The sequence below is a fragment of the Primorskyibacter sp. S87 genome (genome assembly GCF_049801055.1).
GTDB lineage: Bacteria > Pseudomonadota > Alphaproteobacteria > Rhodobacterales > Rhodobacteraceae > JBNAGF01.
The window spans coordinates 87,740-113,922 of record NZ_JBNAGF010000008.1 but is presented as its reverse complement, the minus strand read 5'-3'; the positions used below and the strand labels follow the sequence as shown (position 1 = coordinate 113,922).

The following is a 26,183-nucleotide window of genomic DNA, read 5'->3' as shown; positions in this document are numbered from 1 at the left end:
TTACTTCACCGGGTGCAGAACCAGTGTTTGCAGGGCAACTCCGATCGGCCCTTTCATATCGTGCAGAATGGCTTGTGACATTCCGACGCCCGTGCCGTGCCAATGGGACAATGCTTCGGCGGCGAGCCAGTCGCTTTCTGGTTCCCGGTGTATCTGCAAGGTGAGATCCGTGTTCATGAAACCGAACCGGACAGGCGGCTCGTTCCACGAGATACCGTTGCCACAATCGGCCAGGGCACAGACCGACTGGATAGGGGAAACCTTCTCTCCTTCCAGTAATGCAGGGACCCGCATCCAAACCGTTTTCGGACCCGGCCTGAGCGGATCTCCCTTGCGATAGGCCATGTCGATGAAGTTTGCAAAAGCCGGCTTTGAGTGCAGGGCTCCAATCAGGACGGATTTGCTCGGCTCGAAATCCTCAAATTTCGGCGGGTCAACAGGAGCCGTCGGTACATCGCCCAATTCCTTGCGCACCAAATGCATCGAACTGGAAGCCACACAGACAGTGCCGTTGATGTCATGCACAGTCACCCGCGTTGTAGTCAGAGTTTTGGATTTCCGGGTGATCTCTGTCTCAATCCGCAGTCCATCCAACGGCACTGGCCTCAGGACATCCAAAGTCAGCCGGGTCAGAATTTTTTCAGGCCCGGCAGCGTTTTCGGCCGCCCGTGCCACCAACCCCGTGACCGGCCCGGCGTGACAGTGATCGGCAGACCACGGCCCGCGCGCCGGATCGTTGCCGTGAAACAGCCCATCTTCTTCAATGCGAAAAAACGCGGTTTCGGACCTTGCAGAGCCGCTCACATTTTCTCCTGCGTGTATTTTTTCAATTCGGTCCGCGCCACCTGACGCCGGTGCACCGCATCCGGCCCGTCAGCCAGCCGCAAAGTGCGCACATGCGTCCATGCGATGGCGAGCGGTGTATCCTGACTGACGCCTTGGCCGCCGAACATCTGCACCGCCTCGTCGATCACCTTCAGAGCGACGCGGGGTGCCACAACTTTGATTTGGGAAATCCACGGTGCCGCGGCGCGGGCGTCGCCCTGATCCATATACCAAGCCGCCTTGAGGCACAGCAGGCGGGCCATTTCGATCTCCATCCGGCATTCGGCAATGATGTCATAGTTGGCCCCGAGTTGCGCCAGTTTCTTGCCAAATGCCTCACGATGCAGCGACCGCTTGCACATGCGCTCCAAGGCGATCTCGGCCTGGCCAATCGCCCGCATGCAATGATGGATGCGGCCCGGTCCAAGCCGCCCCTGCGCAATCTCGAAACCGCGCCCTTCGCCCAAAAGGATGTTTTCGGCCGGTACACGAACATCCGTAAACCGGATATGCATATGCCCATGCGGCGCGTCGTCATGGCCGTATACTTCCATCGGGCGCAATACCTCGATGCCCGGCGTGTCGGCGGGAACCACGATCATCGACTGGCGCTTGTGCTTGGGCAGGTCCTCCCGCCCGGTCTTGACCATCACGATATAAACTTTGCAGCGCGGATCGCCCGCCCCGGAAGACCACCATTTCTCGCCGTTCAGAACATACTCGTCGCCATCGCGGACACAGGACATCGAGATGTTCGTAGCATCCGAAGAGGCAACATCGGGCTCGGTCATCAGGTAAGCCGAGCGGATCTGCCCGTCGAGCAGCGGTTTCAGCCACTCGCTCTTCATCTTTTCGGTCCCGTACCGTTCAAAAACCTCCATGTTGCCGGTATCCGGTGCCGAGCAGTTGAAGACTTCGGCCCCCAACGGGGTCTTACCCATCTCTTCGGCAAAAAAAGCATATTCGACAGTGCTGAGGCCAAATCCCTTATCGCTGTCCGTCAGCCAGAAATTCCACAGACCTTGTTCACGGGCCTTTGCCTTGAGCCCCTCGAGTATTTCCGACTGCCTTGCCGTGTACTTCCAGCGGTCCTCTTTTCCGATTTCGGCCTGATACTCTTCTTCCAGCGGCATGATTTCGTCGCGAACCATCGCGGCTACCCGGTCGAGAAGCTTGCGGTTTTCCTCCCGCATTCCAAAACTCATCTGCATTGCCGAAATCCTCCTTGCTCCCTGACGCGGGGCGCTTACTGTCCGTGAAACCATGACGCAGCGCCGCGCTGAGTGTCCAGCGCAGTGACGGGACGTCATGGCGGGAAATTGTACGGAGTACAGACCGTGGCATTGCTGATCGATATCGGACTGTCGGGATGGATCGACGAAGAGGAACTGGCGAACCAGATCCGGACATACCTGAGCCGCTCGGGCTTTTCGGATGATGTGGTTCGCACGAATGCCAGTATCGGAAACCCCGAAGACATCACAATGATGGCCGTTTCAAACCTTGGGGGTGATCGACCTGCTCAGTTCCCCAACCTGGCGCTGGTGCAGAAACTGGGGGCCGGTGTCGAGACCATCGTAACCCATCCCGCCCTTCCCCCGCAGGTTCGGGTTACCCGCCTGCGGCCTGACGAACCGGCCCGTGAAATTGCAGAGTGGTTCCTGGCCTACATCCTTCGCACCCAGCGCAACATGGACGCACATTCTGCCGCACAGCGGAACTCGGAATGGGAACCTATTGAACCGCGCTCCACACCCGCAACAACTGTTGGCGTGCTCGGTCTGGGGACGATTGGCAACCGAACGGCGCGGATGCTGCATTCTGTCGGTTTTCGCGTGAAAGGCTGGAGCAGATCCCCCAAGGCCATCGAAGGGGTAGACTGCATGCACGGTGAAGAGGGCCTGTCGGCCATCCTGCGCGACAGCGACTTTCTCTGCGCGATCCTTCCGTCGACGCAGGAAACCCGTGGGCTGATGGGGATGGAAAATCTGGGCAGGATGAAATCCGGCGCCGTATTACTGAACGCAGGTCGCGGCGATCTTGTGGACGAGCCTGCCTTGCTCCGGGTTCTGGACACAGGTCCCGTTGCGCACGCGGTTCTGGATGTGGTCCAACGCGAACCCTTGCCTGCGGGGGATCCGCTCTGGATGCATCCCAAGGTTACGATTACCCCACATGTATCGGGATGGCACCTTGGCGACGCGCTTGGAGATGTGGCCGAAAACTACCGCCGCCTTTCAGCGGGAAAGCCGCTTCTGCATGAGGTCGATCGGAAACGCGGCTATTGACCGTCACCATACGAATTGGCGAAGCCGGAGTAGTTTGCGGTCTGTCCGCAGGGCGACCCCGGCGGGCAGACGAGCCCGCCAAGGTCGCGAATTTTAACCGTCTTTCAGGATCTGCTCACGCTTTTTGTCGTACTCGTCCTGAGTAATCACGCCCTCGTTCAATGCCCTTTGCAGGTCCGTCAGTTCCTGACCCGTGGTGGTGGCCTTGACATTTGTTTCTGTTTTTGTGCGGCTTCCGCACGCCGCGAGAGACAAGGTCGCCACGCCGATCATGCCAGCCAGCAATATTGATTTGGTCACGTTCTGCTCCATCCTCATGTGCCCGTGTCGCCTGAATACTACTCTCCCGGCTCCGAAGCAACGCAGCCGTGAGAACCTTACTCAGCGGCCTCTGCATAATCCTCCATCGGAGGACAGCTGCAGATAAGGTTGCGGTCGCCATAAGCGTTGTCGACCCGGTTGACTGGTGGCCAGTACTTGTCGACCCGGAAAGCACCCGGCGGGAAGCACCCTTGCTCTCGCCCATAGGGACGATCCCATTCGCGCACCAGATCTTCCATCGTATGCGGCGCGTTTTTCAGCGGGTTGTTTTCCGCATCAATGCGCCCTTCTTCGATGTCTCTGATTTCCTCCCGAATGGCCAGCATGGCGTCGCAGAACCGATCCAGTTCCGCCTTGGTTTCAGACTCCGTCGGTTCGATCATCAGCGTTCCGGCCACTGGCCAGCTCATGGTCGGCGCGTGGAACCCGCAATCCATCAGACGCTTGGCAATATCATCCACGGTCACACCGGCACTATCGGCAAACGGACGCGTGTCGATGATGCATTCATGCGCGACACGCCCCTTGGCGCCGCGGTAAAGGACCTCGTAGGCACCCTCGAGTCGCTTGGCCAGATAGTTGGCGTTCAGGATCGCCACGCGCGTCGCCTGCGTCAGTCCTTCGCCGCCCATCATCAGGCAGTAGGCCCAACTGATCGGCAAGAGCGAGGGCGAACCGAACGGCGCTGCGGAAACCGCGCCCTCTCCGAACACAGGGTGGCCGGGCAGATGCGGAACGAGATGCTCTTTGACGCCGATCGGCCCCATGCCGGGCCCGCCGCCGCCATGCGGAATACAAAACGTCTTATGCAAGTTGAGGTGGCTTACATCGCCGCCAACATCACCGGGACGCGCCAGACCCACCATCGCGTTCATGTTTGCGCCGTCAATGTACACCTGCCCACCATGCTGGTGAACGATGGAGCAGACGTCACGAACCGTTTCCTCGAAAACGCCATGAGTCGACGGATAGGTAATCATGCAGCCAGCCAAATCAGTTGAGTGCTTCTCGGCCTTGGCCCGGAAATCCTCGAGATCGATATCACCATTTTCATCGGATTTCACCGGGACAACTTTCCAGCCCACCATTTGCGCCGATGCGGGATTGGTGCCGTGCGCGCTCATCGGGATCAGACAGATGTTGCGGTGTCCCTCGCCATTGGCCCGGTGATAGGCGGAAATGGTCAGCAGTCCGGCATATTCTCCCTGCGCGCCCGAATTCGGCTGCATCGAGATTGCCGCATAACCAGTTATGTCGCACAGCTTGGCGCTGAGGTCGTCGATCATCTCTTTGTAGCCCTCTGCCTGATTGGCCGGGACAAACGGATGCAACTGCGAGAATTCCTGCCACGACACGGGCATCATTTCGGCAGCCGAATTCAGTTTCATTGTGCAGGATCCAAGCGGGATCATGGCGCGATCCAGAGCGAGGTCGCGATCAGCAAGGCGGCGCATATAGCGCATCATCTCGGTCTCGGCCCGGTTCATGTGAAAGATGGGATGCTCCAGATATGTGCTCTGGCGCTCCAGATCGTCCGGCAGCCGGTAATCTGCAGTAAAGACCTCATCCTTCAGGATGATACCGAACGCACGCCACACCGCTTCGATGGTTGCAGGGCGGGTGCGTTCGTCCAGCGTGATCCCGACCTTGCTGTCACCGACGCGGCGGAGATTGATGCCTTCGCGCACAGCAGCCTGAAGTACCCCCCGCTGAAGCAGGCCTACATCAACCGTGACGGTATCAAAGAAATGCTCGGGCTCTACTTTGAAGCCGGCGGCCTCGAGACCCTTGGCCATCCGCACGGTCTTGCGGTGGATCCGCTGGGCGATGGCCTTCAAACCTTCGGGGCCGTGGAACACAGCATAAAATGACGCCATCACGGCCAGCAAAGCCTGCGCAGTGCAGACATTCGATGTCGCCTTTTCACGCCGGATATGCTGTTCCCGCGTTTGCAGGGAGAGGCGGTAGGCACGATTGCCGTGGCTGTCCACCGACACACCCACGATCCGTCCGGGCATGTTGCGTGCATATTGCTGCTTGGTCGCCATGTAAGCTGCATGGGGACCACCATATCCCAGCGGAACCCCAAAGCGCTGTGTGTTCCCCACAGCGATATCCGCCCCCATGGCGCCGGGTTCTTTCAGCATCGTCAGCGACAGGGGATCCGCGCTGATGATCCCGATCGCCTTGTTTTCATGGAGCGCGGCAATCTCGGGAGTGAAATCCCGAAGATGCCCCCAAGTGCCTGGATACTGGAATACGGCACCAAAAACCTTGTCTGCCTCCAGATCATCCGGCGCCCCTACGATCACTTCGATCCCCAAGGGCGCAGCGCGCGTCTGAATGACAGCAATGTTCTGCGGATGACAATTCTCGTCCACAAAGAACGCTTTGGCCTTCGACTTAGAAATCCGCTGGGCCATGGTCATGGCTTCGGCGCAGGCCGTGGCCTCGTCGAGCAAGGAGGCGTTGGCAATCTCCAGCCCGGTCAGGTCGCCCACCATGGTCTGGAAGTTCAGCAATGCCTCAAGCCGGCCCTGCGAGATTTCCGGCTGATAGGGAGTGTACGCGGTATACCAGGCAGGGTTTTCCAGAATGTTGCGCTGGATCGCCGGTGGCGTGACCGTGTCATGGTAACCCATGCCGATCAGCGAGGTCAGAACCTTGTTCTTCTGTGCCGTCCGGCGCATGTGAAACAAAAGCTCCTGCTCGGACTTGGGCTTTCCAAAATCAAGCGGTGCCGTCTGCCGGATGGTTTCCGGAACGGTTTCGTCGATCAGCGTTTCCATGTCCGGTGCCTGAACCACCTCTAGCATTTCCGCGATTTCCTGCGGAGACGGCCCGATGTGGCGTCGGTTTGCAAAATCGTAAGGAAGATAGTCGGTCGGCGTGAAAGTCATATCCACTCCCCTTCGAGAATAACTGCTGAGGCGGAGCGCCAGAAGGCGCTCCCGCTGCTAGCATCCTTGAACATGCGACCGTCGGACAGGCCCGACGGAACCGCGTTATCAGCCGATGAAGTCCTTATAGGCAGCTTCATCCATGTAGTCGTCCATCAGAGACAGGTCAGAGGGTTTGATCTTGAAGAACCAGGCTTCGCCTTCGGGATCCTCGTTGACCTTTCCGGGCTCATCGACAATCGCCTCGTTGACCTCGACAATCTCGCCGTCCAGCGGCGCCAGAATATCGGACGCAGCCTTGACGCTCTCGATCACGACGATCTCTTCGTCCTTGCTCACCTCTGTCCCGACTTCCGGCAGTTCAACAAAGACCACGTCACCCAACTGTTCGGCAGCATGCGCCGAAATGCCGACTACCATCAGGTCGCCTTCCGGCAACAACCATTCATGTTCCTCTGTATACTTCATGTCTGCTTCCCACTTGGACTATCGTTTGAAATTGGCCGCCACAAAGGGCAGCGGTGCTACGGTCAGCGGCAGGCGTTTGCCGCGCAGTTCTCCGAACAGTTCGGTTCCGGGCGTCGCCAGGTCGGCCGGGACATACCCCATCGCGACAGGCCCACCGACCGTCGGCCCGAACCCGCCGGAGGTGATCCGCCCGATCGGCTCTCCATCTTCGGCAGCGGCAAATATCTCGACGCCTTCGCGCATCGGTGCGCGCCCGCCCGGCCTCAGCCCGACTCTCTTGCGACCGGCTCCGTTTGCCATCTGCGCCAGAACTGCGTCTGCCCCCCGGAAGCCCCCCTCGCGAGACCCGCCTGCCCGCCGCGCCTTTTGGATCGCCCAGTTCAACGCGGCTTCGGTCGGTAGGGTGTCGCTGTCGATATCGTGCCCATACAGGCAAAGCCCGGCCTCGAGCCGCAGTGAATCCCGAGCGCCGAGCCCGATGGGGGCAACATCTTCGTGTTCCAGCAATCGACGGGCCAGCGCTTCTGCCCGATCGGCCGGAACTGAAACCTCGTAACCGTCTTCGCCAGTGTAACCCGAACGGGACACCCAGCACTCGGCGCCGTCCAGAACCAGCGTCCGGACATCCATGAAGCGCATCTCGGCCGCTTCCGGGTTCAGATCTGCCAGCACGCGTTCCGCCCCCGGGCCCTGAAGCGCCATCAATGCGCGGTCCATGACCGGCGTGACAGTGACCCCCGGTTCGAGCGCCGCCTTCATGTGGGCGATATCCTGATCCTTGCATGCTGCGTTGACCACGACGAACAGGTGATTGCCACGGTTGGCGAACATCAGGTCGTCAAGGATACCCCCAGCTTCGTTCAAGAACAGGCCGTAACGTTGGCGGCCTTCGCTCAAGCCCGAAACATCCATCGGCACAAGCGTTTCGAATGCGCTGGCAATGTCCTGATAGCTGCCACCGGTCAGAATGACCTGCCCCATGTGACTTACATCGAACAGCCCCGCCTTATCTCGGGTGTGCTGGTGTTCTCCCATAATGCCCGCGAACTGCACTGGCATCTCATATCCGGCGAAAGGCACCATCTTGCCCCCGAGCTCCAGATGCAGTGCGTAGAGCGGTGTTCTTCGCAACTCCGTCATACGACCTTCCCTCTTCTGGCCGACATGATTTGAGGAAATCACCCGGCATCCCAAACGCGCGCGGAACTGCGCCGATTACGATGCCCCATCTGTCCCTGCGCCTGAGATCGCTATCCCTTCGGCGCCCCGGATCGGGTCCGGGGTCTCTCCAGATTTGTTTGCGCACACGGTCCTTTCGGCCTGAGAGTTTCCGGGGCGGTTGCTCCTTCGGCACCAGCAACGATGGAATCGACTGCCGGTTCTCCCGTATGCACGGGCATACCGTAGCGACGGCATTGCGACACGACAAGACAGAAACGCGACAATCGCCAACCCGGACAAAAAGATGCCGCTCCTCGCCGAGCGCAAGGTCAGGGTTGCAGAACCCAGCGGCCATCAGATGCCTTGCAAAATCTCAATCGAATCCGGCGATCCGCAGGCTCTCCCTTGGGAAACATTTCGTGGGTCAACCGAACGCAGCCGCCACTTGCCTCGCGCAGTGTGACAGTTCCGTGCGAGCGGGTGTCCGGGTTCGACCAAGAGGCCTGCGATCCGGCCCGGGGCGTCACATCCTGATACAGCGACGCGGCTGCCGTTCCCATCATCTCGAAATCCGCGGGGCTGAGGCCCATTTCCGCGATAATCCGCGACAGGGACTTGGCCTGTGCAGGAGCGATCGCAAGCGAGATCGACACACCCAGCGCAACGGCAGAAATCAAGGCGCGCATGACAATCCTTTCAACACAGATTCACCTTCGTCGTGAAAGTGATCTTGTTTCAATGGTTACAGCCCGGTCAGCGATTGTCCAACCCCTTGCCCAATTGTTCAGCCCGGCAAATTGCGGTGAGGCGGCAACACCGCTGTTGGGGCAGACGCAGCAGGGCTTCACAGGCGGCGTGGAATTTGCTCATAAAGGACAGACACTTCCTGATTGGACGGAGATATCCGATGAGAATTCTCGCCCCGGCCGCCCTGCTTGCTGCAACCATGGCCCTGAGTGCCTGTGAAACCGGTGGCGGAATCCCGGGGCTCACGGCCAATGAACAACCTTCCAAGACCGTGACAGTCTATACCCGAACATGGGCAGTCACGCAGGTGCACGATGAACCGGTGACCTATCGGGCTACACGGGACAACAACAACCTCAATCCATTCGGCCAGCCCCCACGCACGCGTACGTCTCAGGCCATTGCGGCAATTCAGAAGGCGACGGGATGCAAGGTTGTCCGCAACAGCATGTATCAGAACATTTCCGGTCAGGTCTTCTCGCAAGTGTCCTGCAACTGAGCTGACCGGCGCGATACTCGCCTAAGCGACACCGGTTGATCCTGTCGTCTTTGTTTGCGGACGTTGTCAGGGATGCCATCTAACCGTTTGACATGAAACTGTGTCGTCCGGAACACCCATTGAGGTCGGAAACCTCCCCTGCCATATCTGCGTCCATGAGACTTGCGATTAACGGATTCGGCCGGATCGGCCGCACAATCTTGCGCCAGATTCTGGGATCGCCCCGGATGAGCGGAATTGAACTGGTGCTGATCAATGATATCGCGCCACTCGAAACCTGTGCCTATCTGTTTGAGTACGACAGCACATTCGGCCCTTGGCCGGGTCGGGTCGAACAGGGACCGGAAGAGCTGCTCGTCGATGGCCGCGCCATTACCATGACCCATTCGCCTGACCTTGCTCAGGTCGATCTGAGTGAGGTTGATGTCCTGCTCGATTGTACCGGCATCGCCCGCAGTTCGGACGTGGCTGCGCGGGGGCTGACAGCCGGAGCCCGAAAAGTGCTGATTTCCGGCCCCTCCCCGGCCGCAGAGGTCACAATCGTTCTGGGGGCCAACGAAGATGCGCTGGGAAATGCCCGGATCGTTTCCAACGCCTCCTGCACGACCAACGGTCTGGCGCCGCTGGTAAACGTGATCGATCAGATTGGCGGGATTGCTTCGGGCCATATGACGACCATTCACTGCTACACCAACAGCCAGCCGATGGTTGATGCGCCGCGTGGGGATCTCGCCCGGTCCCGGGCCGGAGCCCTGTCGATGGTGCCAACAACCAGCTCGGCCACGCACCTGATTGACGAAGTCCTGCCGCAACTGGCCGGGCGCATTTCCGGCGCGGCGGTGCGTGTTCCGACGGCGAGTGTTTCGGCAGTAGATCTCATCGTTCAGCTGCAAACCGAAACGACGCGGGAAGACTTCGAAGCCCAACTGCGCCAAGCCGTTTCGCGGTCGACCGTTCTTGGCTGGACCGATACGCCACTGGTGTCGTCGGATCTGCGAAGCCGACCGGAATCCCTCGTCATTGCCGGGCCCGAGCTGCGGATGGTCGGATCTCGCCAGGTGCGGGTCTTTGGCTGGTACGACAATGAATGGGGGTTCTCAGCACGGATGCTCGACGTGGCGCAGCTTATGACGGCGGCGTAACTGCATCAGCCCCGAAAGCGTTGCCCTGATTCCGCCCATTATTGATAATCGGAACGGAGCAGGAAAAAGTTTTTCCGCGAACCCGCCCGGTATGTTAGGGGAAGTCTACGGGCAGGAGAAAAATCTCAGCCCTTTTGAGTTGCGAGTAGGGTGGGCGAGGACCGAGCATGGCGGAAACAAGCTGTTGGATTGGTTTTCTGCGGCGTGTGAGCCTTGTGGCTCTGCTAAGTTGTCCGCTCCCTGCACTGGCCCTTGAAACCAGCTTGTCTGCGCCCGGCGCTTCAGAAGATCTTCAGTCCCGGCTTAGCGACAGCTCCAGTGTCATGTCTGCTGAATCGCGCGGTTTGTCCTCACCACAGGAAATTCTGGCTGCAGCACTGGCGGATTATCGGACCCTTGTTCAAATCCTTTATGATGAAGGATATTTCAGCCCGGTCGTGAACATTCGACTGGACGGGCGCGAAGCGGCCAATATCCCGGCGCTTTCCACGCCCTCGTCTTTCAACCGGGTTGAAATTTCGATCCAGACCGGCCGGCCCTTCACCTTCAAGCGCGCCGAAATCGGCCCGCTTGCACCCGATACCGAACTGCCCGAGGAATACGCGGTGGGTCAACCCGCCACGACGGGGGCGATCAAGGACGCTGGAACCGAGGCCATACGCGCCTGGCGTTTTGCCGGGCACCCAAAAGTCAAGATCGGAGAGCAGCGTGTAGTCGCCGTTCACAGCGCTGCCCAGCTGGACTCGGATCTGGAAGTGCTGCCCGGGCCAAAGCTGCGCTTTGGCAAAATGACGCTCGCAGGTGAAACAGCGGTCAAACCGGAATCAATCAATCGAATTGCCGGTTTCCCGACCGGTGAAGTTTATAGCCCTGCCCTTGTCCAGAAAACCGGCACAAGACTGAGGCGTACCGGGACATTCCGTTCTGTGAACATCAAGGAAGCGGAACAACCGAATGCGGATGGCACGCTGGATTTCGAAGCGACTTTCGAGGATATGCCCCGTCGCCGACTGACCTTCGGGGCCGAACTGGCCTCTCGGACAGGGCTGGATCTGACAGGGATCTGGATGCACCGGAACTTCCTTGGCGGTGCCGAAAGGCTCCGCTTTGAGGCTCAGATCCGGAATATCGGCGGCGACGAGGATATCGACGGACGGATCGGTGTTCGTCTGGACCAGCCCGACAAGCTGGGACCTGATGACAACATCTTTTACCTGGGTGAAATCGAACGCCGGAACCGGACCCACTACAACGAAACCCGGGGACTGCTGGGTGCCGGTGTTCGGCGTGTGTTTTCTGATGACCTCTACGCCGAAGGCTTTGCGGCCTACAGTTACTCCAAGGCCGACGACGCCTATGGCAGCAACAGGCCGTTCCACTATCTTGTCCTGCCATTCAAGGCGGAATGGGACCGTCGCGACAACCCGGTCAGTGCCAAACAAGGGTTCTTTCTGGATGCGCGGGTGTCTCCGTTCCTAGGAGTATCCGGAACGAAATCCGGGGCGCAGTTCTTTGTCGACGGGCGCGGCTATGTGAACCCTGGCGGTGGCCGCATCGTGCTGGCCGGACGCATGCAGATCGGATCGGTTGTCGGCCCCGGACCGTCCGAGGTTACACCAAGCTTCCTGTTTTTCTCGGGTGGCGCGGGAACAGTCCGAGGCCAACCCTATGAATCGTTGGGTATTCCGGTCGGCACTGGCATTGCCGGCGGCAAATCTTTCCTCGGTGTGGCGGCCGAAGTCAGGGGTCATGTGACGGACAACATCTCGCTTGTTGGGTTCTTCGACTACGGCGCAGTGGACACATCGTCCTTTGTCAGTTCAAACTCGACCTACCACACCGGCGCCGGGATCGGTGTTCGCTATGATCTCGGTGGGTTTGGCCCACTGCGGGTGGACCTGGCGTGGCCGGTCGACGGCCCGACCGACGACGGGATGCAATTCTACATCGGGATTGGACAGGCGTTTTGAACAGGTTTCTTGCATACCCTCTCGCCGTTTCAGTTGTTCTGGCCCCCGGGCTGGCACTCGGTCAGGAGGATGACGACGGCTCTGGCAGCATGCTGGAACGTTTCCTCGAAGACAGCCTGTCGGGCGAAGATCAGAAGATCCGGGTTGTCGGCCTTGAGGGCGCGCTCAGCGCCCGCGCGACGATCGAACAGGTCGAAGTCTCGGACGAGGAAGGCCCGTGGCTGACAATCAACAACGCGGTCCTCGACTGGAACCGGTTGGCGCTTGTCCGTGGGCGGTTCTCCGTGAATTCGCTGAGTGCCGGCGAGATCGTCATCGCGCGGGCACCAATCCCCGCTGAAACAGCCGAACCCTTGCCCTCACCGGAAACGCAACCCTTTCAAGTGCCCGAACTTCCGGTCTCGGTGGAACTTGGCGAAATCAAGGTTGAACGCCTGACCCTTGGCGAATCCCTGATGGGAATGCCCGCCGAACTGGAGCTGCTCGGCAGCCTGACGCTGGCCGACGGCAATCTCGATACCAATATCGCTGTGACCCGGCTCGACCGTCCAGGAGACGAAATCGACCTGATCGCCGGGTTCTCAAACGAAACGAGCCTGATCTCACTTGACCTGAAGGTGATCGAGGATGCCGGCGGCCTGATCTCGACCACATTGTCTATGCCTGACCAGCCACCGCTTTTGCTGACAGCCAAGGGCGAAGGACCGGTTACCGATTTTACTGCCGACATCGCGCTGACCAGCGACGCAACCCAAAGCGTGTCCGGGCAGGTGCGGCTGCAGGAAGTGCCGACACCAAACGCGGCCGATGAAGATCAGAAAAGCATTGCATTTACTGCAGACCTCGGCGGCGATCTGACGCCATTCCTGCAACCCGAATTCGACGAGTTCTTTGGCAACAATTCCGAACTGGCTGTGTCTGGCCGCAGTGATCCGGACGGACGGCTCGAACTGGACAACATGCGCCTCAGCTCCGACGCGCTGACTTTAGAAGGCGAAGTAGCCTTGGCCGGCGGTGTACTGGAATTGGCGGATGTGAATGGTCAGATTACACCGCCCGAAGGCGACGACGTGGTCCTGCCAATCGGAACCCCCCCGACCGCTTTGGGGGCCGCTCGGTTTGCAGCTCAGTTCGACAAGGAAGCCGGGAACCACTGGACACTTGATCTGAACGCTGACCGGATTTCGCAGGAGGAGCTTTCGGTTGGACGTGCCGCGATTTCCGCCAAAGGAACGCTGGACCAAAGCGAAGGCCTTGATCTTGCAGGCGAAGTTCAGGCTGACCTGAACGATCTGGAACTGGGCGACGATGCACTGGATCAGGCAGTTGGCCGCGAAGTTCTGCTCACGGGTCGATTTGCAATGCAGGGTGACGGAAAGCTGCAGCTTGACGACGTTGTCCTTACCGGTTCCGATTACAAGGCCGAGGCCGAAGCGGACATTCAGGGCCTCCAAAGCGGCTTTTCGATGGATGGCGCAGTCAGCGTCGAGGCAAGCGACCTTTCCCGGTTTTCGGGCGTGGCCGGCCGCGATCTTGGCGGATCGGTGCAGGCTGATCTAACCGGCAACGGTGCACCCCTGGGCGGCAACTTTGCGTTTACCCTGGATATGGATGCGCGGGATCTGGCGGCCGGTGATGAACGGTTTGATCCTCTGATTGCAGGTGCGACAACACTCTACCTGGATGCTGAGCGGGGCGAAAACGGGATTGGCATAAACCAGTTCGAATTGAACGGCACCGCAGTTGACGCCAAAGCGAATGGGGCGTTTCGTAGCGCCGATAGCGGCTTTTGGATGGACGGGGCCGTCAGTGTCGCCGCCGCCGACCTGTCGCTGTTTTCTGCGTTGGCGGGACAGGATCTTGCTGGATCCGTTATGGCCGATCTGACCGGCAAAGGCGCGCCTCTGGGTGGCGATTTCGCCATGGCGCTGGACCTGAACGCCAAAGATCTGGCCGCCGGGATCGAGCAGGTGGACGCGCTGATTGCCGGAACAACCACGCTCAAGGTCGATGCAGCACGCGGTGCCGACGGCATTGATGTCAATGTCTTTGACCTGAACGGTTCTGCACTCTCTGCAAGTGCCAGCGGCGCTCTCGGACGCGAGGGGAGCGGTCTGACTTTCAAGGCAGCTCTTGATGACCTCAAGCGCGTAATACCTTCGATGAAAGGGCCTTTGACTTTGGCCGGCGATGTCGCGCAGGACGGCGAGGACTGGGCCGGCGAGGTCCGCCTGACCGGCCCCGACAGCAGTTTTGCCGAGCTGGATGGAAAGGTCTCGCTCAAAGGCGCCGCAGATCTTGATTTCGATGCAGAATTCAACCGGCTGGAGCGTTTCCTTCCCGAGCTGTCAGGAAGCCTTAAAGCCACCGGGAACGCCAAGCGTGACGGCGGGGTCTGGACAATCGACACCACCGCAAAGGGACCGGCCGGGATCGAGGCGAACGTGGCGGGGAATTTCGACGAAGCATCGGGCGAAGCCGATCTGGGCGCCACGGGATCACTGTCACTGAACGCGGCCAACCTGTTCATCTCGCCCAACTCGGTGAACGGCGACGCGAAGTTCGATATTACCGTAAAGGGTAAGCCTTCCATCGAAACTGTCTCTGGAACAGTGACAACATCAGGCACCAAAGTGGCGATCCCGAGCGTTGGGCAAACGATCGATGACCTGTCAGGCCGGATCAACCTTTCCGAAGGCGGAGCTGATCTGAACATCACTGCGTCCCTTGCAGCAGGTGGTGGTGTACGGGTCAGCGGCCCGGTGACCCTGAGCGCCCCTTTCGATGGCCGGATTGCAATTGCGCTCGACAATCTGGTTCTGACCGACAACATCACCTTTGACAGTTCGGCAAACGGCCAATTGGTATTCGCTGGGCAACTGGCTGGAAATTCCAATCTGACAGGGCAGATTTTCATCGGCGAGACCAACATCGATCTGTCTGCAGCATCCGGCGCGGTGGGCGCAGCCCCAATTCCGCCCATACGGCATAGTTCCGAACCCGGCGCAGTTTTTACCACGCGCCAGCATGCCCGCTTGGTGGAAAAGGAAAAGTCCGGTGGCGGAGAAAGCCGTATCGGACTGGACGTGGAAATCATCGCCCCCAACAAGATCTTTGCCCGCGGCCGAGGGCTGAATGCCGAACTTGGCGGAGACATCTCGATCAGGGGCACCACTGCCGCGATTTCTCCGGCCGGCCAGATTGAACTGATCCGGGGCAATCTTGACCTGTTGGGGCGGCGCCTCAAACTGACCAAAGGGTTGGTTACTCTGCAAGGTAACCTGTTGCCCTACATCGAGTTTGCGTCGACAACCTCGACCTCCGAAGGCACCTCGACGCTGGAGATCTCCGGCCCGATCAACACTCCGACCGTCAAGGTTTTTGCGGAACCGGAACGCCCCTCTGAAGAGGCGCTGGCGATGTTGCTGTTCGGGAACCGGTTCTCGGAGATCTCGCCGATCGTGCTGGCCCAGATGGCGGCTTCACTTGCCGTACTGAGCGGCGCCGGCGGCGACTCGACAAAGGGGATCCGAAACGCCACAGGAGTTGACTCGGTTCAGGCTGGAGCAGATGAGGATGGAAATGCGCAAGTGGGTGCAGGGACGTATTTGTTCGACAACCTGTATACCGACTTCACCGTGAACACAGCCGGCGAAACCGAGGTGAACCTGAATTACAATGTCTCGGAATCGGTCACACTGAAGGGCACTGTGGACAACGCAGGCGAAACTTCGGTCGGTGTGTTCTTCAGCAAGGATTATTGATCGCTGCCCGGCACTGAACCAAAGGCCAGAAGCATGAGCAAGGTTGCCGCCGTTGTGATCGGACGCAACGAAGGCGACCGGTTGTCGGCCTGTCTCAGGAGCCTCACAGAGGTCCGGCAGGTTATCTATGTCGACAGTGGCTCAACCGATGGCAGCGTGGAGCGCGCACGAAACTCTGGCGCGGAAGTGGTCGAACTCGACATGTCGCGCCCGTTCACGGCCGCGCGAGCCCGGAATGCGGGGATTTCAGTTCTGCACGATGCAGAGGTGGAATTTGTGCAGATGGTCGATGGCGACTGCGAACTGGCGCCCGGTTGGATCTCTGCCGCTTTGACCAGTCTGGATGCCGATCCCGGTCTGGTGGCCGTCTGCGGACGGCGACGTGAGCGACATCCGGAGGCGTCCGTCTACAACCGCTTGTGTGATCGGGAATGGGATACCCCCATCGGGCTGACGAACGCCTTCGGCGGTGATGCAATGATCCGTCTTGACGCTTTGCGTCAGGCAGGGCTGTACCGAGAGGACCTGATCGCCGGCGAAGAGCCGGAACTATGTGTCCGGCTGCGACAGGCCGGAGGGCGCATCCAAAGGCTGGATGCCGAGATGACCCGGCATGACGCCAACATGCACCAGTTCACCCAGTGGTGGAGGCGCGCCCGCAGGGCCGGTCATGCCTTTGCCGAAGGGGCCGCATTGCACGGAAGGCCGCCCGAGCGCCATTGGGTAAAGGAAACCCGGCGCGCTGTGCTTTGGGGGCTGGCCCTGCCTCTGGTCATCGCGATCGGCACGCTGACAACGCCGCATTTCCTGCTGTTGTTGCTGGCCTATCCTGTGCAGATATTGAGGTTGGCGCGACGCGAAGGGGGCGATCGCGCAGCATGGGAAAATGCCGTGTTCACAACCCTCGCCAAGTTTCCCGAAGCACAGGGCGTGCTGGAGTTCCACCTCAACCACCTCCGTGGCCGCAAACGGGGTTTGATTGAGTATCAATGATCAACGCTGTCGTATTGCCTGCACCACTTGCCCGGGAAGGATGGCGAAACAACGGGCGTATCGCGGCACCAACCTGACCGGATCACTCATCGCCCTCCATAACCACTCCATAGCAATTACCCGCGTCCAGCGCGGGGCTCTGACCTGGTGGCCACCCAGAAAGTCCAGCCCGGCACCAATAGAGACAAAGCCGACCGATGGTGCCTCGGCCCGACCGCGCTTTGCCAATTTTTCCTGCTTGGGTGCGCCCAAAGCCAGAAAACACATCTGTATCTGTTCATCACAAAGACGCTCTAGAATAGTGGCGGCCTCTTCCCCGTCCGGATCGAACTCGCCCGACGGCGCAATCTGTAAGGCAACATCCAGACCGGGCGCATGCGCAACCAGCACCTGCGATGCGTCAGCAAGGGCCTCCTTGGTGCTGCCAACCATCCCGACCCTGACCCCGCAATCCGCGGCAAGCCGGCAAAGAGGTTCGATGATTTCGGAGCCCGGCAAAAGATCCACAGGCTGACCCGCAAGCTGCGACAGCCAAACCACCGGTCGCCCATCCGCGACGACAAGATCCTGTGCCGCATAGGCGGCAACGAATTCTGTGTCCCGAGTCATTTTGGCCAAGTGATCCAAATTCACCGTCGCAAGAGCAAATCCTTCGCGCCTCTGGAAACGCGCACGGAGCTCGTGTTCCAGTTCGGACCAGTTTGGAATGTTGATGGCGATCGTCTGCCCCGAGAATTCGAATTGCACGGACCCGGCCCTTTTTTGGTTTGGCACCCGCAGACTGTTTAGGAAATCACCGCTTTGACTGCTACGCCCACGATCAGCGGAATCCCGCGGCGTTGTATCCCTGCAATGCTTGCCTGGCTTGTGACCAATCCTGAGCGACAGCCGGGGCGCCCCCTGATAGACTTGGTCAACATTTCTGACCCGCAACCAAGTAGCCAAACGGACAATGCCCAACAGTTTTGCCTTTCTGATGCTTTTTGCTTGGCCGCTGATCTGCGTGGTCTTGTTCAAACGGCTTTCCACGGAGCGGGCGATCCTGTGGAGTATTCTCGGCGGGTATCTTCTGTTGCCGCAAGGCGCTGCGCTGGACCTGCCGTTGGTGCCGGATCTCGACAAGGTTTCGATCCCCAACCTGAGCGCATTTGTGATTTGTGCGTTCGTAGCCAGGCGGAAGGTCGAGCTGCTGCCGCGAGCACCGGTGGCAAAACTGCTAACCGTACTTTATGTGCTGTGCGCCATCCCGACCGTGTTAACCAACGGCGATCCCCTGATTTTTCAGGTCATCGCCAACAGCGACCCCATACTTTACATTGTCCCAGCCCAGCCAGGACTGAGCCTGCGTGACCTGTTCTCGTTTATTTCCAATCAGGCAATCCTGCTGCTACCACTGTTGCTGGCACGGCAATATTTGTCGACCGAGGAAGGTATGCGGGAATTGCTGGTAGCGATCATGTTGGGTGGGTTGTTCTACTCCCTGCCTGCCTTGTTCGAGATTAGATTCAGCCCTCAGTTACACACCTGGATCTACGGGTTCTTTCAGCACAGCTTTGACCAGATGATGCGCAGCGGCGGCTTCAGGCCGATTGTTTTCCTTCCACATGCGTTGTGGCTGGCCTTTTTCTTTCTTAACGCCATCCTGGCGACGGCCACATTGGCAAGGGTTGCCGAGCGCGAAGAACGGACCCGCCTGTTCGCAGCCGTTATCTATCTTTTCGTAGTGCTCATTCTCTGCAAGAGCCTCGCTTCGCTGTTGTATGGGCTGGTTTTCCTGCCGGTCATTCTGTTTGCCTCGCCACGTCAGCAGATCAGCGTAGCGGTCTGTTGCGCGACATTGGCAGTCGCCTATCCCATTTTGCGCAACACGGGCATGATCCCGCTGGATTGGATTTTGGAACAGGCGAATGCCATCAGCCCGGATCGCGCACAATCGCTGGGATACCGCTTCACCAACGAGGATGCGTTGTTGGCAAGAGCTGATGAAAAGCCACTTTTTGGTTGGGGCGGCTGGAGCCGAAACCTGATCCGACACGAGGAAACGCGCCAGATCCTTACCATTCCCGACGGTCGGTGGATCATCGTTTTCGGCACCCTTGGGTGGACGGGATACATAGCCGAGATGGGGCTCTTGGCGACGCCAATCGCAATGATGGCCTTGCAGATGCGGAAGATGTCCAACTCGGAAATATCGCCTTTTGTGGCTCCGATTTCGATCCTGCTGGCGGCAACGATGGTGGACATGCTGCTGAATGCTACTTTGGTTCCACTGACCTGGATGTGTGCCGGCGCTGTATTGGGTTATGTCGAGCGGCAGCGATATCCCGCCAAAGCATCAAAAAGCAACAAGATTTTTTCAGATGGCAGCGTGATGCAACCCAATCGGGACAAGTCGGGAAGCCGATCGATTCTTTAAAGGAACGGCCGTTTCTGAGCTGGCGGGGCAAGCTTTCAGCTATTGTTCTCATCCTTGCCCCAAATCGACGAAAACTAGGGCTTCGTTGAACCGATTGAGGCAATGGTGATTTACACCGGAAATGATTTGTTTCCCAAAAACAATCCATTAGGCTGAAATCTACAATGCCGCGCTGTCGATCTCACTTCCGGGGGGCGGGGCGGTCATCTACCATTGTCCCAAGTTCGGGGGAAGCATGACGCAGGATCGTCCAATCACAAAATGAAGTCAGAAGGTTCAGTATGCTCTGCGAGCGATATCGCAATTGTCGGTCTTTCGGTCAGCGTGCCGGGAGCATCTTCGGCTGCGCATTTCTGGGAGAACCTTCGCGATGGTGTCGAATCCATCGTTGTTCTGGATCAGGAAACGCTGCTGAAAAACGGCGAGAACCCGGCACGGCTGGATGACCCAAACTATGTCCCGTCCTCAGCCCCGCTGGATGGTTTTGCCGATTTTGACGCTGAGTTCTTTGGGTTCAGTCCGAAAGAAGCGGCAATCCTTGACCCACAGCATCGAAAATTTCTCGAAGTTGCATGGGAGGCAATGGAGCAATCCGGCCATCCACCCGAAGATCTCGACGGCAAGATAGGGGTATATGCAGGCTGTGGAATGGGCAGCTACTTCTATTTCAACATCTGCTCGAATCCCGGACTTGTGGATGACGTGGGCATGTTCCTGTTGCGCCACACCGGAAACGACAAGGATTTCCTGTCGACCCGTGCAAGCCACGTGTTTGACCTCAAGGGCCCTTCGGTGAACGTCCAGACGGCCTGCTCGACATCTTTGGTCGCAGTTCACTATGCGTGCGAGGCACTGCGAGATGGCGAAATCGACATGGCGCTGGCCGGTGGCGTGACGATCGAGCTGCCACAGGGGCGTGGCTATCTCTACAAGGAGAACGAGATACTTTCGCCGGACGGTCATTGCCATGCCTTCGATCACCGGGCGCAAGGCACAGTGTTCGGGTCCGGCGCCGGAGTAGTGGCCTTGCGGCGCCTGGAAGATGCGGTGGCCGACGGTGACCATATCTGGGCGGTTATCAAAGGCACGGCGATCAACAATGACGGGGCCGCCAAGGCCGGGTACCTCGCCCCAAGCGTTGACGGGCAAGCCGCTGCAGTCACCAAAGCTTTGGAAACCGCGAATGTCTCGGCTGAAACGATCGATCACGTGGAGTGTCACGGAACCGGCACGTATCTTGGTGACCCGATCGAGGTCTCGGCCCTAACCGAAGCCTATCGCCGTCAAACTGATGCCACCGGCTATTGCTGTATCGGTTCTGTGAAAACCAATATCGGCCATTTGGATACCGCCGCCGGGGTGGCCAGTCTTGCCAAAACGGCAATGGCGCTGCACCACCGCCAGATTCCGCCGTCGCTGGGTTTCGAAAAGCCAAACCCGACGATCGACTTCGATACTTCGCCTTTCCGGGTCAACGACCGTCTAACCGAATGGGTATCCGGTGTCGGGCCACGACGCGGCGCCGTAAACTCGCTTGGGGTTGGCGGAACAAATGCCCACGCAATCTTGGAAGAGGCGCCCAAACGTTCCGCCTCTGAGGAAAGCGAATTTCCGTTCCACATTCTCTGTCTGTCCGCCCGTTCCCGCGCCGCTTTGGACGGGAACACGACGGCGCTGACCGAATGGCTGCGCAACCACCCTGAAACAGATCTGGCCGATGTATCGTTTACCCTGAAGGAAGGCCGCCGGGGCTTTGAAAAGCGCCGTGTCGTAGTGGCGGAAACTGCGGACGACGCCGCAGCCCTGCTAGAGGCGGGCGACCCGCGCAGCGTCTTTACCCACGATCTTCTGGGCTCCTCTCCGGACACGGTATTCATGTTCCCCGGAGGCGGCGCCCAATACGCCGGTATGGCCCGGGATCTTTACGAGACCGAGCCGGTTTTTGCTGACTGGATGGATCGCGGGCTTGAGCATCTTGAAAAGCAGATCGACTACGATATCCGCGCGATCTGGCTGCCCGAGCCCGATCCGGGCGAGGCCGACGTTAAGTTGCAACAGCCTTCGGTCCAACTGCCGCTCATCATGATCGTAGAGTATGCACTGGCACAGCTGTGGCAGAGTTGGGGCATCCAGCCGGCCGCTTTGGTCGGACATTCGATGGGTGAGAACACCGCAGCGTGCCTTGCGGGTGTTATTTCGTTCGAAGATTGCATCGACCTCGTCCTGCTGCGCGGACGACTGTTTGACCAAGTTCCCAAGGGCGGGATGCTATCGATCTCTTTGCCGCTGGCCGAGGTCGAACAACTGATCGGGCCCGATCTTGATATCGCATCTGTCAACGCACCGAACCTGACAGCCGTATCCGGACCGCAGACAGCCATTGATGCTCTTTCGCAGACACTCTCAGCGCGCGAGGTCGACCATCAGCGGATCCAGATTGATATTGCGGCCCATTCCCGAATGCTCGAACCGATCCTGTCCGACTATCGCGCGTTCCTGGCCGGGCTGTCGCTCAGTGCGCCGGAAACCCCGGTGATCTCGAACAGGTCCGGCCAGCCGCTGACCCCGGAACAGGCCACCAACCCGGACTACTGGGTCGAGCAGCTGCGCAATACCGTTCAGTTCGCCAAGTGTATCGAAACGCTGGCCGCGCCCGACCGGGTGTTTCTCGAGGTTGGCCCCGGCAAGGCGCTGAGCGCGCTGGCGCAAATGAACAACGGGGTGCGTCCGGGGCAAGTTCTAAGCACACTGCGCCACCCGGATCACCATGTGGCAGATGACGTCTTTTTTCTCGGTGTGATCGGACGCCTCTGGGCCTGCGGTGTCGACGCCGACTGGCCCCAGATCTGGGGAGAGGCCCGGCGCAACCGGCTGCCATTGCCCACCTACGCCTTTCAACGCAGCACCTACTACATCGAACCGGGCAAAGTTGCGCCCTCCGAAATCGAACCGGCTCCGCGGCGTCATGATGATCTGAAAGACTGGTTCTATCGCCCGGTCTGGCGCCCCCGTCTGGCGGATTGTGACATCGAGATCGATACCGAACTGGGTGCGGTTCCGCTCGACTGGCTGATCTTCGAGGATACCGCGAGGGTCGCCGCACCGGTCGCTGAGAAGCTCGCGCAGGCCGGTCATCGCGTCACCCGTGTTGTTGCCGGCGACACTTTCGCCCGCCTTGATGAGAACAGCTATCAGCTCCCGCCGGAACAAGGTCGACACGGATATGACGATCTGATCGCCGCCTTGACCGAAGCCGACCGGCTGCCGGATCGGGTGGGCCATTTCTGGCTTGTGACCGATACCGAAAGCTACCGCCCCGGGTCCTCATTTCATGTTCGCAATCTGGAGCAGGGATTTTACAGTCTCACCTATCTTGCCCAGGCGCTGAGCGCGGCCGACCTGCCGGCCCTGCATATGACCGTTTTTACCACCGGGGCAGCGCAGGTGAGCGAAGAAGCCCTGCCCTATCCCGAAAAGACAATGATCGCCGGCCCGGCTGGCGTGCTGCCGCGCGAGATGCCGGGCGTAACCGTGGCGACCGTTGATCTGGAACTGGATCGCCCTGAACCGGTTGGATGGCTGGGTCGGTTGCGTACTCCCGAGAGCACGCCCGATCTGTTGACGCCGCGCATCCTCGAGGAATTGCTTGCCGAACCCGAAAACACGAATGCGGCCCTGCGGGGCGAACGGCGGTTTGGTCTCAGCTATCGGCAACAACCGATCGTCGCAGCGGACAAGTCCACCATTCGTCAGGGTGGAACTTATCTGATAACCGGAGGGTTCGGCGGCATTGGCCAGACGTTGGCCGAGCACCTGATGACGCAGCACGCAGCCAACGTGATCCTGCTTTCGCGCGACCCGCTTCCCGAAGCCGATGCCCGCGCAGATTGGTTGAACAGTCATGGCCCGGCAGACCGTACCGCCCGTCGGATTCGGGCGCTGAACCATCTCGAACAGATCGACACAGGTGCCGTGATGGCGATTGCGGCAGATGTCTGCAATCTGGATCAGATGCGCGACGCGCTGGCTATAGCCGAAGAAGAGTTTGGCGCCGTGCACGGTGTAATCCACGCCGCAGGTCAAATAGATGACGGGCCGTTGCTGGCTAAAACCGACAGTTCAATCGCCAAGGTTCTGGCGCCGAAGATCACCGGGCTTCAGGTTCTCGATACGCTGTTCCCGGATGGAATGTTGGAGGTGATGGTTCTGTTCTCCTCCTCGTCTACCGTGACGCGACCGGCCGGCCAGGTCGACTACATCGCCGCCAACGAGTATCTCAACGCATGGGCCGCATCGCGCAGATCCGCCGCAACCAAGGTTGTTGCCATCGACTGGGGCGTTTGGTCCGAGGTCGGTATGGCCGCCGATGCAAAGTCAGCGCGCGAGGGCCGGGTTGCTCCGTCCGACCGGGATCCCTGCGACCTCCCGCTTCTTGATGAAGCAGGGTTCGATGCAAGCGGCAACCGTCTATTTGCCTCGACATTCTCGCCCGAGACCAGCTGGGTGTTTGACGAACACCGCACTGCTGCCGGGGCCGCACTGATGCCGGGGACAGGGTATGTGGAACTTGCCGCACAATCCCTTGCAGCACAGGGCAACACCGACGGGTTCGAAATCCGCGACCTCTATTTCTTCCGTCCGCTGACAGCATCCGATCAGGCTCCGCGCGAGACCGTGATCCGGATGGAAGACGACGGTGAGACAACGGCGTTCTCGGTCCATTCCAAGGCCGCAGGCGGTTATGTTCTGAACGCGCAGGCCAGCTTGCACCCGGTCGGGGTCGCGCCGCCTCCGGTGGTCCTGGACGAGATCGCGGCCCGCTGCCCTGAAACACATCACGGCGAACCCGGACAACGGTTGAAATCGCCGCAAGAAACACACCTGCAGTTTGGTCCGCGGTGGCACGTTCTGCAATCTACAGCCCTTGGCCGGAACGAAGGCCTTGCGCGGCTGTCCCTTCCGGAGGAGTTCCGCGATACCTGCACCGGCTGGCAACTGCACCCCGGGCTTTTGGATCTGGCCACAGGATGGGCTATCTCGCTGGCTCCCGGCTACAACGGCCAGAACCTCTGGGTACCGATCTCCTACGGCAAAATCCGTGTCTGGAGGACATTGCCGGCCGACATCCGATCCTGGATCCGATTGAGCGCCGATTTCAATGCTGTCGAGGGCGAAGTTTCGTTTGATGTTACGCTGACAGACCCCGACGGCCATGTTTGTGTGGACATAAGCGGGTTCCGAATGCAGCGCACGTCAGGCTCGCTTGCACTAGACGAGCCGCAAAGACCCGACACTGATGCCGTCGCACTGGGCTTGGAAGCCGCATCGACAACCACGCCGCTGTCGCCCGAAGAGCAGCGCCTGCATCGGAACATTTCTTTGGGAATCCGCCCGGATGAGGGGCCAGAAGCGCTTGAACGGGCTTTGGCGACGGGGTTGCCGCAGGTTCTGATCAGCTCAATGGAACTGCCCGCCCTTGTCCGGCAGGCTGCGCAGGTCTCCACCTCTGATGCAGAAGGCCAATCCTTTGAACGGCCGCAGCTCGATACCGCCTATGTCGCCCCGCGCAACGAGGTGGAGAAGTCGCTTGCTGGGATGTTCGAAGCCCTGTTGGGGGTCAGCTCGGTCGGCGTGGAAGACAGCTTTTTCGATCTCGGGGGCCATTCTCTTATCGCCGTGCGCCTGTTCGCTCAGATCAAGCGAAGCTTTGGCGTGGAATTCCCGATCTCCCTCCTGTTCGAGGCGCCATCCGTCGCGGCCATTGCCGACCGGATTGGTCCGGTCGACGCCGAGGAGACGGGCGAGAGTGCGGGGACGCAAAGCCAAGACCGACAAGAGTTCACACATCTGGTGCCGCTGCATCAGGGCGACGGGCAAGCCACGCCGTTCTTTCTTGTGGCCGGCATGTTCGGGAATGTTCTGAACCTTCGCCATCTGGCCTTGATGTTGGGCGGCGAGCGCCCGGTGTTCGGCCTACAGGCCCGGGGTCTGATCGGTGACGACGAGCCCCACCGGACAATGGAAGACGCCGCGCAGGACTACATAGCCGAGTTGAAACAGATCCAGTCGGAAGGCCCCTATTTACTGGGCGGCTTCTCGGGTGGCGGTATTACTGCCTATGAGATGGCGCAGCAGTTGAAGGCCCAGGGCGATGAAGTTTCATTGCTGGTTTTGCTGGATACCCCTCTGCCTGTGCGCCCAGCGCTGAGCCGCCGGGACAAGGCCCTGATCAAGATGAGCGAATTGCGCACAAAGGGTGCTGGTTATTTTGGCGAGTGGGCCGGAAATCGCCTGCGTTGGGAGCTGGAAAAACGCCGCGTGGCGCCTCCCCCCCTGAACGCCGCCACGGCGTTTAACAACACCAAGATCGAAGCTGCCTTTCGGGAGGCCGTATCCGTCTACCAAGTCAAATCATGGCAGGGACCGCTGGCCTTGTTCCGGCCACCGCTGGACCGACACTGGAAGGTTTCCGGCGGTCAATGGGTCAGTTCAGAGCGTGAATACGTGATCCCGGACAACGGCTGGACTGAACATGCCCCCCTGACCCAGGTGATCGAAGTTCCCGGCGATCACGACAGCATGGTTCTCGTTCCCAATGTCAGCGTGCTTGCCGAACGCATGAAGCAATCGATCGACGCGGTCGAAACGGCGGCGCCCAAGCCTGCACACGCGCAGGCGGCGGAGTGACA

16 protein-coding genes and 2 riboswitches are annotated in these 26,183 nt (G+C 59.6%); of the genes, 8 read left to right on the top strand and 8 right to left on the bottom strand.

The genetic code is table 11. The features are described 5' to 3' along the window. Together ACP15U_RS14560 and ACP15U_RS14555 are read right to left on the bottom strand one after the other, a co-directional pair. Positions 1-804 (bottom strand): thioesterase family protein, encoded by an 804-nt coding sequence (locus ACP15U_RS14560; RefSeq protein WP_425045876.1) that lies wholly within the window; start codon positions 802-804, stop codon positions 1-3. Further along, a complete protein-coding gene (locus ACP15U_RS14555) occupies positions 801-2,036 on the bottom strand; it encodes an acyl-CoA dehydrogenase family protein (RefSeq protein WP_425045875.1) in 1,236 nt (411 codons plus the stop codon). The genes ACP15U_RS14560 and ACP15U_RS14555 overlap by 4 nt, the downstream gene beginning before the upstream one ends. A 126-nt stretch (positions 2,037-2,162) precedes the next feature. Between ACP15U_RS14555 and ACP15U_RS14550 the strand changes: the two genes are divergently transcribed. Next, entirely contained in the window at positions 2,163-3,113 is a 951-nt protein-coding gene (locus ACP15U_RS14550) for a 2-hydroxyacid dehydrogenase (RefSeq protein ID WP_425045874.1), read from the top strand. Positions 3,114-3,206: 93 nt separating this feature from the next. Here ACP15U_RS14550 and ACP15U_RS14545 read toward each other — a convergent pair whose 3' ends face one another. The 5 genes from ACP15U_RS14545 to ACP15U_RS14525 all read right to left on the bottom strand — a co-directional run bounded on the left by ACP15U_RS14545 (position 3,207) and on the right by ACP15U_RS14525 (position 8,649). Beyond that, positions 3,207-3,413 (bottom strand): SHOCT domain-containing protein, encoded by a 207-nt coding sequence (locus ACP15U_RS14545; RefSeq protein WP_425045873.1) that lies wholly within the window; start codon positions 3,411-3,413, stop codon positions 3,207-3,209. A gap of 77 nt (positions 3,414-3,490) precedes the next feature. Continuing rightward, the gene (gene gcvP, locus ACP15U_RS14540) at positions 3,491-6,334 is read right to left on the bottom strand and encodes an aminomethyl-transferring glycine dehydrogenase (RefSeq protein WP_425045872.1); all 2,844 of its coding nucleotides are present in this window, start codon (positions 6,332-6,334) and stop codon (positions 3,491-3,493) included. A 108-nt stretch (positions 6,335-6,442) separates the two neighbouring features. Continuing rightward, the gene (gene gcvH, locus ACP15U_RS14535; RefSeq protein WP_425045871.1) at positions 6,443-6,802 is read right to left on the bottom strand and encodes a glycine cleavage system protein GcvH; all 360 of its coding nucleotides are present in this window, start codon (positions 6,800-6,802) and stop codon (positions 6,443-6,445) included. 18 nt (positions 6,803-6,820) lie between these two features. Beyond that, positions 6,821-7,942 carry a glycine cleavage system aminomethyltransferase GcvT gene (gene gcvT, locus ACP15U_RS14530; RefSeq protein WP_425045870.1) on the bottom strand — a complete coding sequence of 374 codons (1,122 nt, stop codon included), beginning with the start codon at positions 7,940-7,942 and terminating at the stop codon, positions 6,821-6,823. Between the two features lie 81 nt (positions 7,943-8,023). Further along, positions 8,024-8,099: riboswitch (glycine riboswitch) on the bottom strand. Then, positions 8,100-8,199, bottom strand: a riboswitch (glycine riboswitch). It lies immediately after the preceding riboswitch. 93 nt (positions 8,200-8,292) lie between these two features. Beyond that, positions 8,293-8,649 carry a hypothetical protein gene (locus ACP15U_RS14525; protein WP_425045869.1) on the bottom strand — a complete coding sequence of 119 codons (357 nt, stop codon included), beginning with the start codon at positions 8,647-8,649 and terminating at the stop codon, positions 8,293-8,295. A 221-nt stretch (positions 8,650-8,870) separates the two neighbouring features. Between ACP15U_RS14525 and ACP15U_RS14520 the strand changes: the two genes are divergently transcribed. The 5 genes from ACP15U_RS14520 (at position 8,871) to ACP15U_RS14500 (ending at position 17,078) form a co-directional block, all read left to right on the top strand. Beyond that, on the top strand, positions 8,871-9,209 hold the full coding sequence (locus tag ACP15U_RS14520) for a hypothetical protein (protein ID WP_425045868.1): 339 nt from the start codon (positions 8,871-8,873) through the stop codon (positions 9,207-9,209). Between the two features lie 155 nt (positions 9,210-9,364). Beyond that, a complete protein-coding gene (locus ACP15U_RS14515; protein ID WP_425045867.1) occupies positions 9,365-10,351 on the top strand; it encodes a type I glyceraldehyde-3-phosphate dehydrogenase in 987 nt (328 codons plus the stop codon). A 167-nt stretch (positions 10,352-10,518) separates the two neighbouring features. After that, complete coding sequence (locus tag ACP15U_RS14510) at positions 10,519-12,321, top strand: autotransporter assembly complex protein TamA (RefSeq protein ID WP_425045866.1); 1,803 nt, start codon at positions 10,519-10,521, stop codon at positions 12,319-12,321. After that, on the top strand, positions 12,318-16,085 hold the full coding sequence (locus tag ACP15U_RS14505) for a translocation/assembly module TamB domain-containing protein (RefSeq protein ID WP_425045865.1): 3,768 nt from the start codon (positions 12,318-12,320) through the stop codon (positions 16,083-16,085). The genes ACP15U_RS14510 and ACP15U_RS14505 overlap by 4 nt, the downstream gene beginning before the upstream one ends. Positions 16,086-16,118: 33 nt before the next feature. Beyond that, a complete protein-coding gene (locus ACP15U_RS14500) occupies positions 16,119-17,078 on the top strand; it encodes a glycosyltransferase (protein ID WP_425045864.1) in 960 nt (319 codons plus the stop codon). On the opposite strand, the gene ACP15U_RS14495 is transcribed toward ACP15U_RS14500, so the two are convergent. Then, complete coding sequence (locus tag ACP15U_RS14495) at positions 17,079-17,825, bottom strand: WecB/TagA/CpsF family glycosyltransferase (RefSeq protein WP_425045863.1); 747 nt, start codon at positions 17,823-17,825, stop codon at positions 17,079-17,081. 205 nt (positions 17,826-18,030) lie between these two features. On the opposite strand from ACP15U_RS14495, the gene ACP15U_RS14490 reads away from it, so the two are divergent. Together ACP15U_RS14490 and ACP15U_RS14485 are read left to right on the top strand one after the other, a co-directional pair. After that, on the top strand, positions 18,031-19,494 hold the full coding sequence (locus tag ACP15U_RS14490) for a hypothetical protein (protein ID WP_425045862.1): 1,464 nt from the start codon (positions 18,031-18,033) through the stop codon (positions 19,492-19,494). 261 nt (positions 19,495-19,755) lie between these two features. After that, the gene (locus ACP15U_RS14485; protein ID WP_425045861.1) at positions 19,756-26,181 is read left to right on the top strand and encodes a type I polyketide synthase; all 6,426 of its coding nucleotides are present in this window, start codon (positions 19,756-19,758) and stop codon (positions 26,179-26,181) included. Positions 26,182-26,183 lie beyond the last annotated feature (2 nt).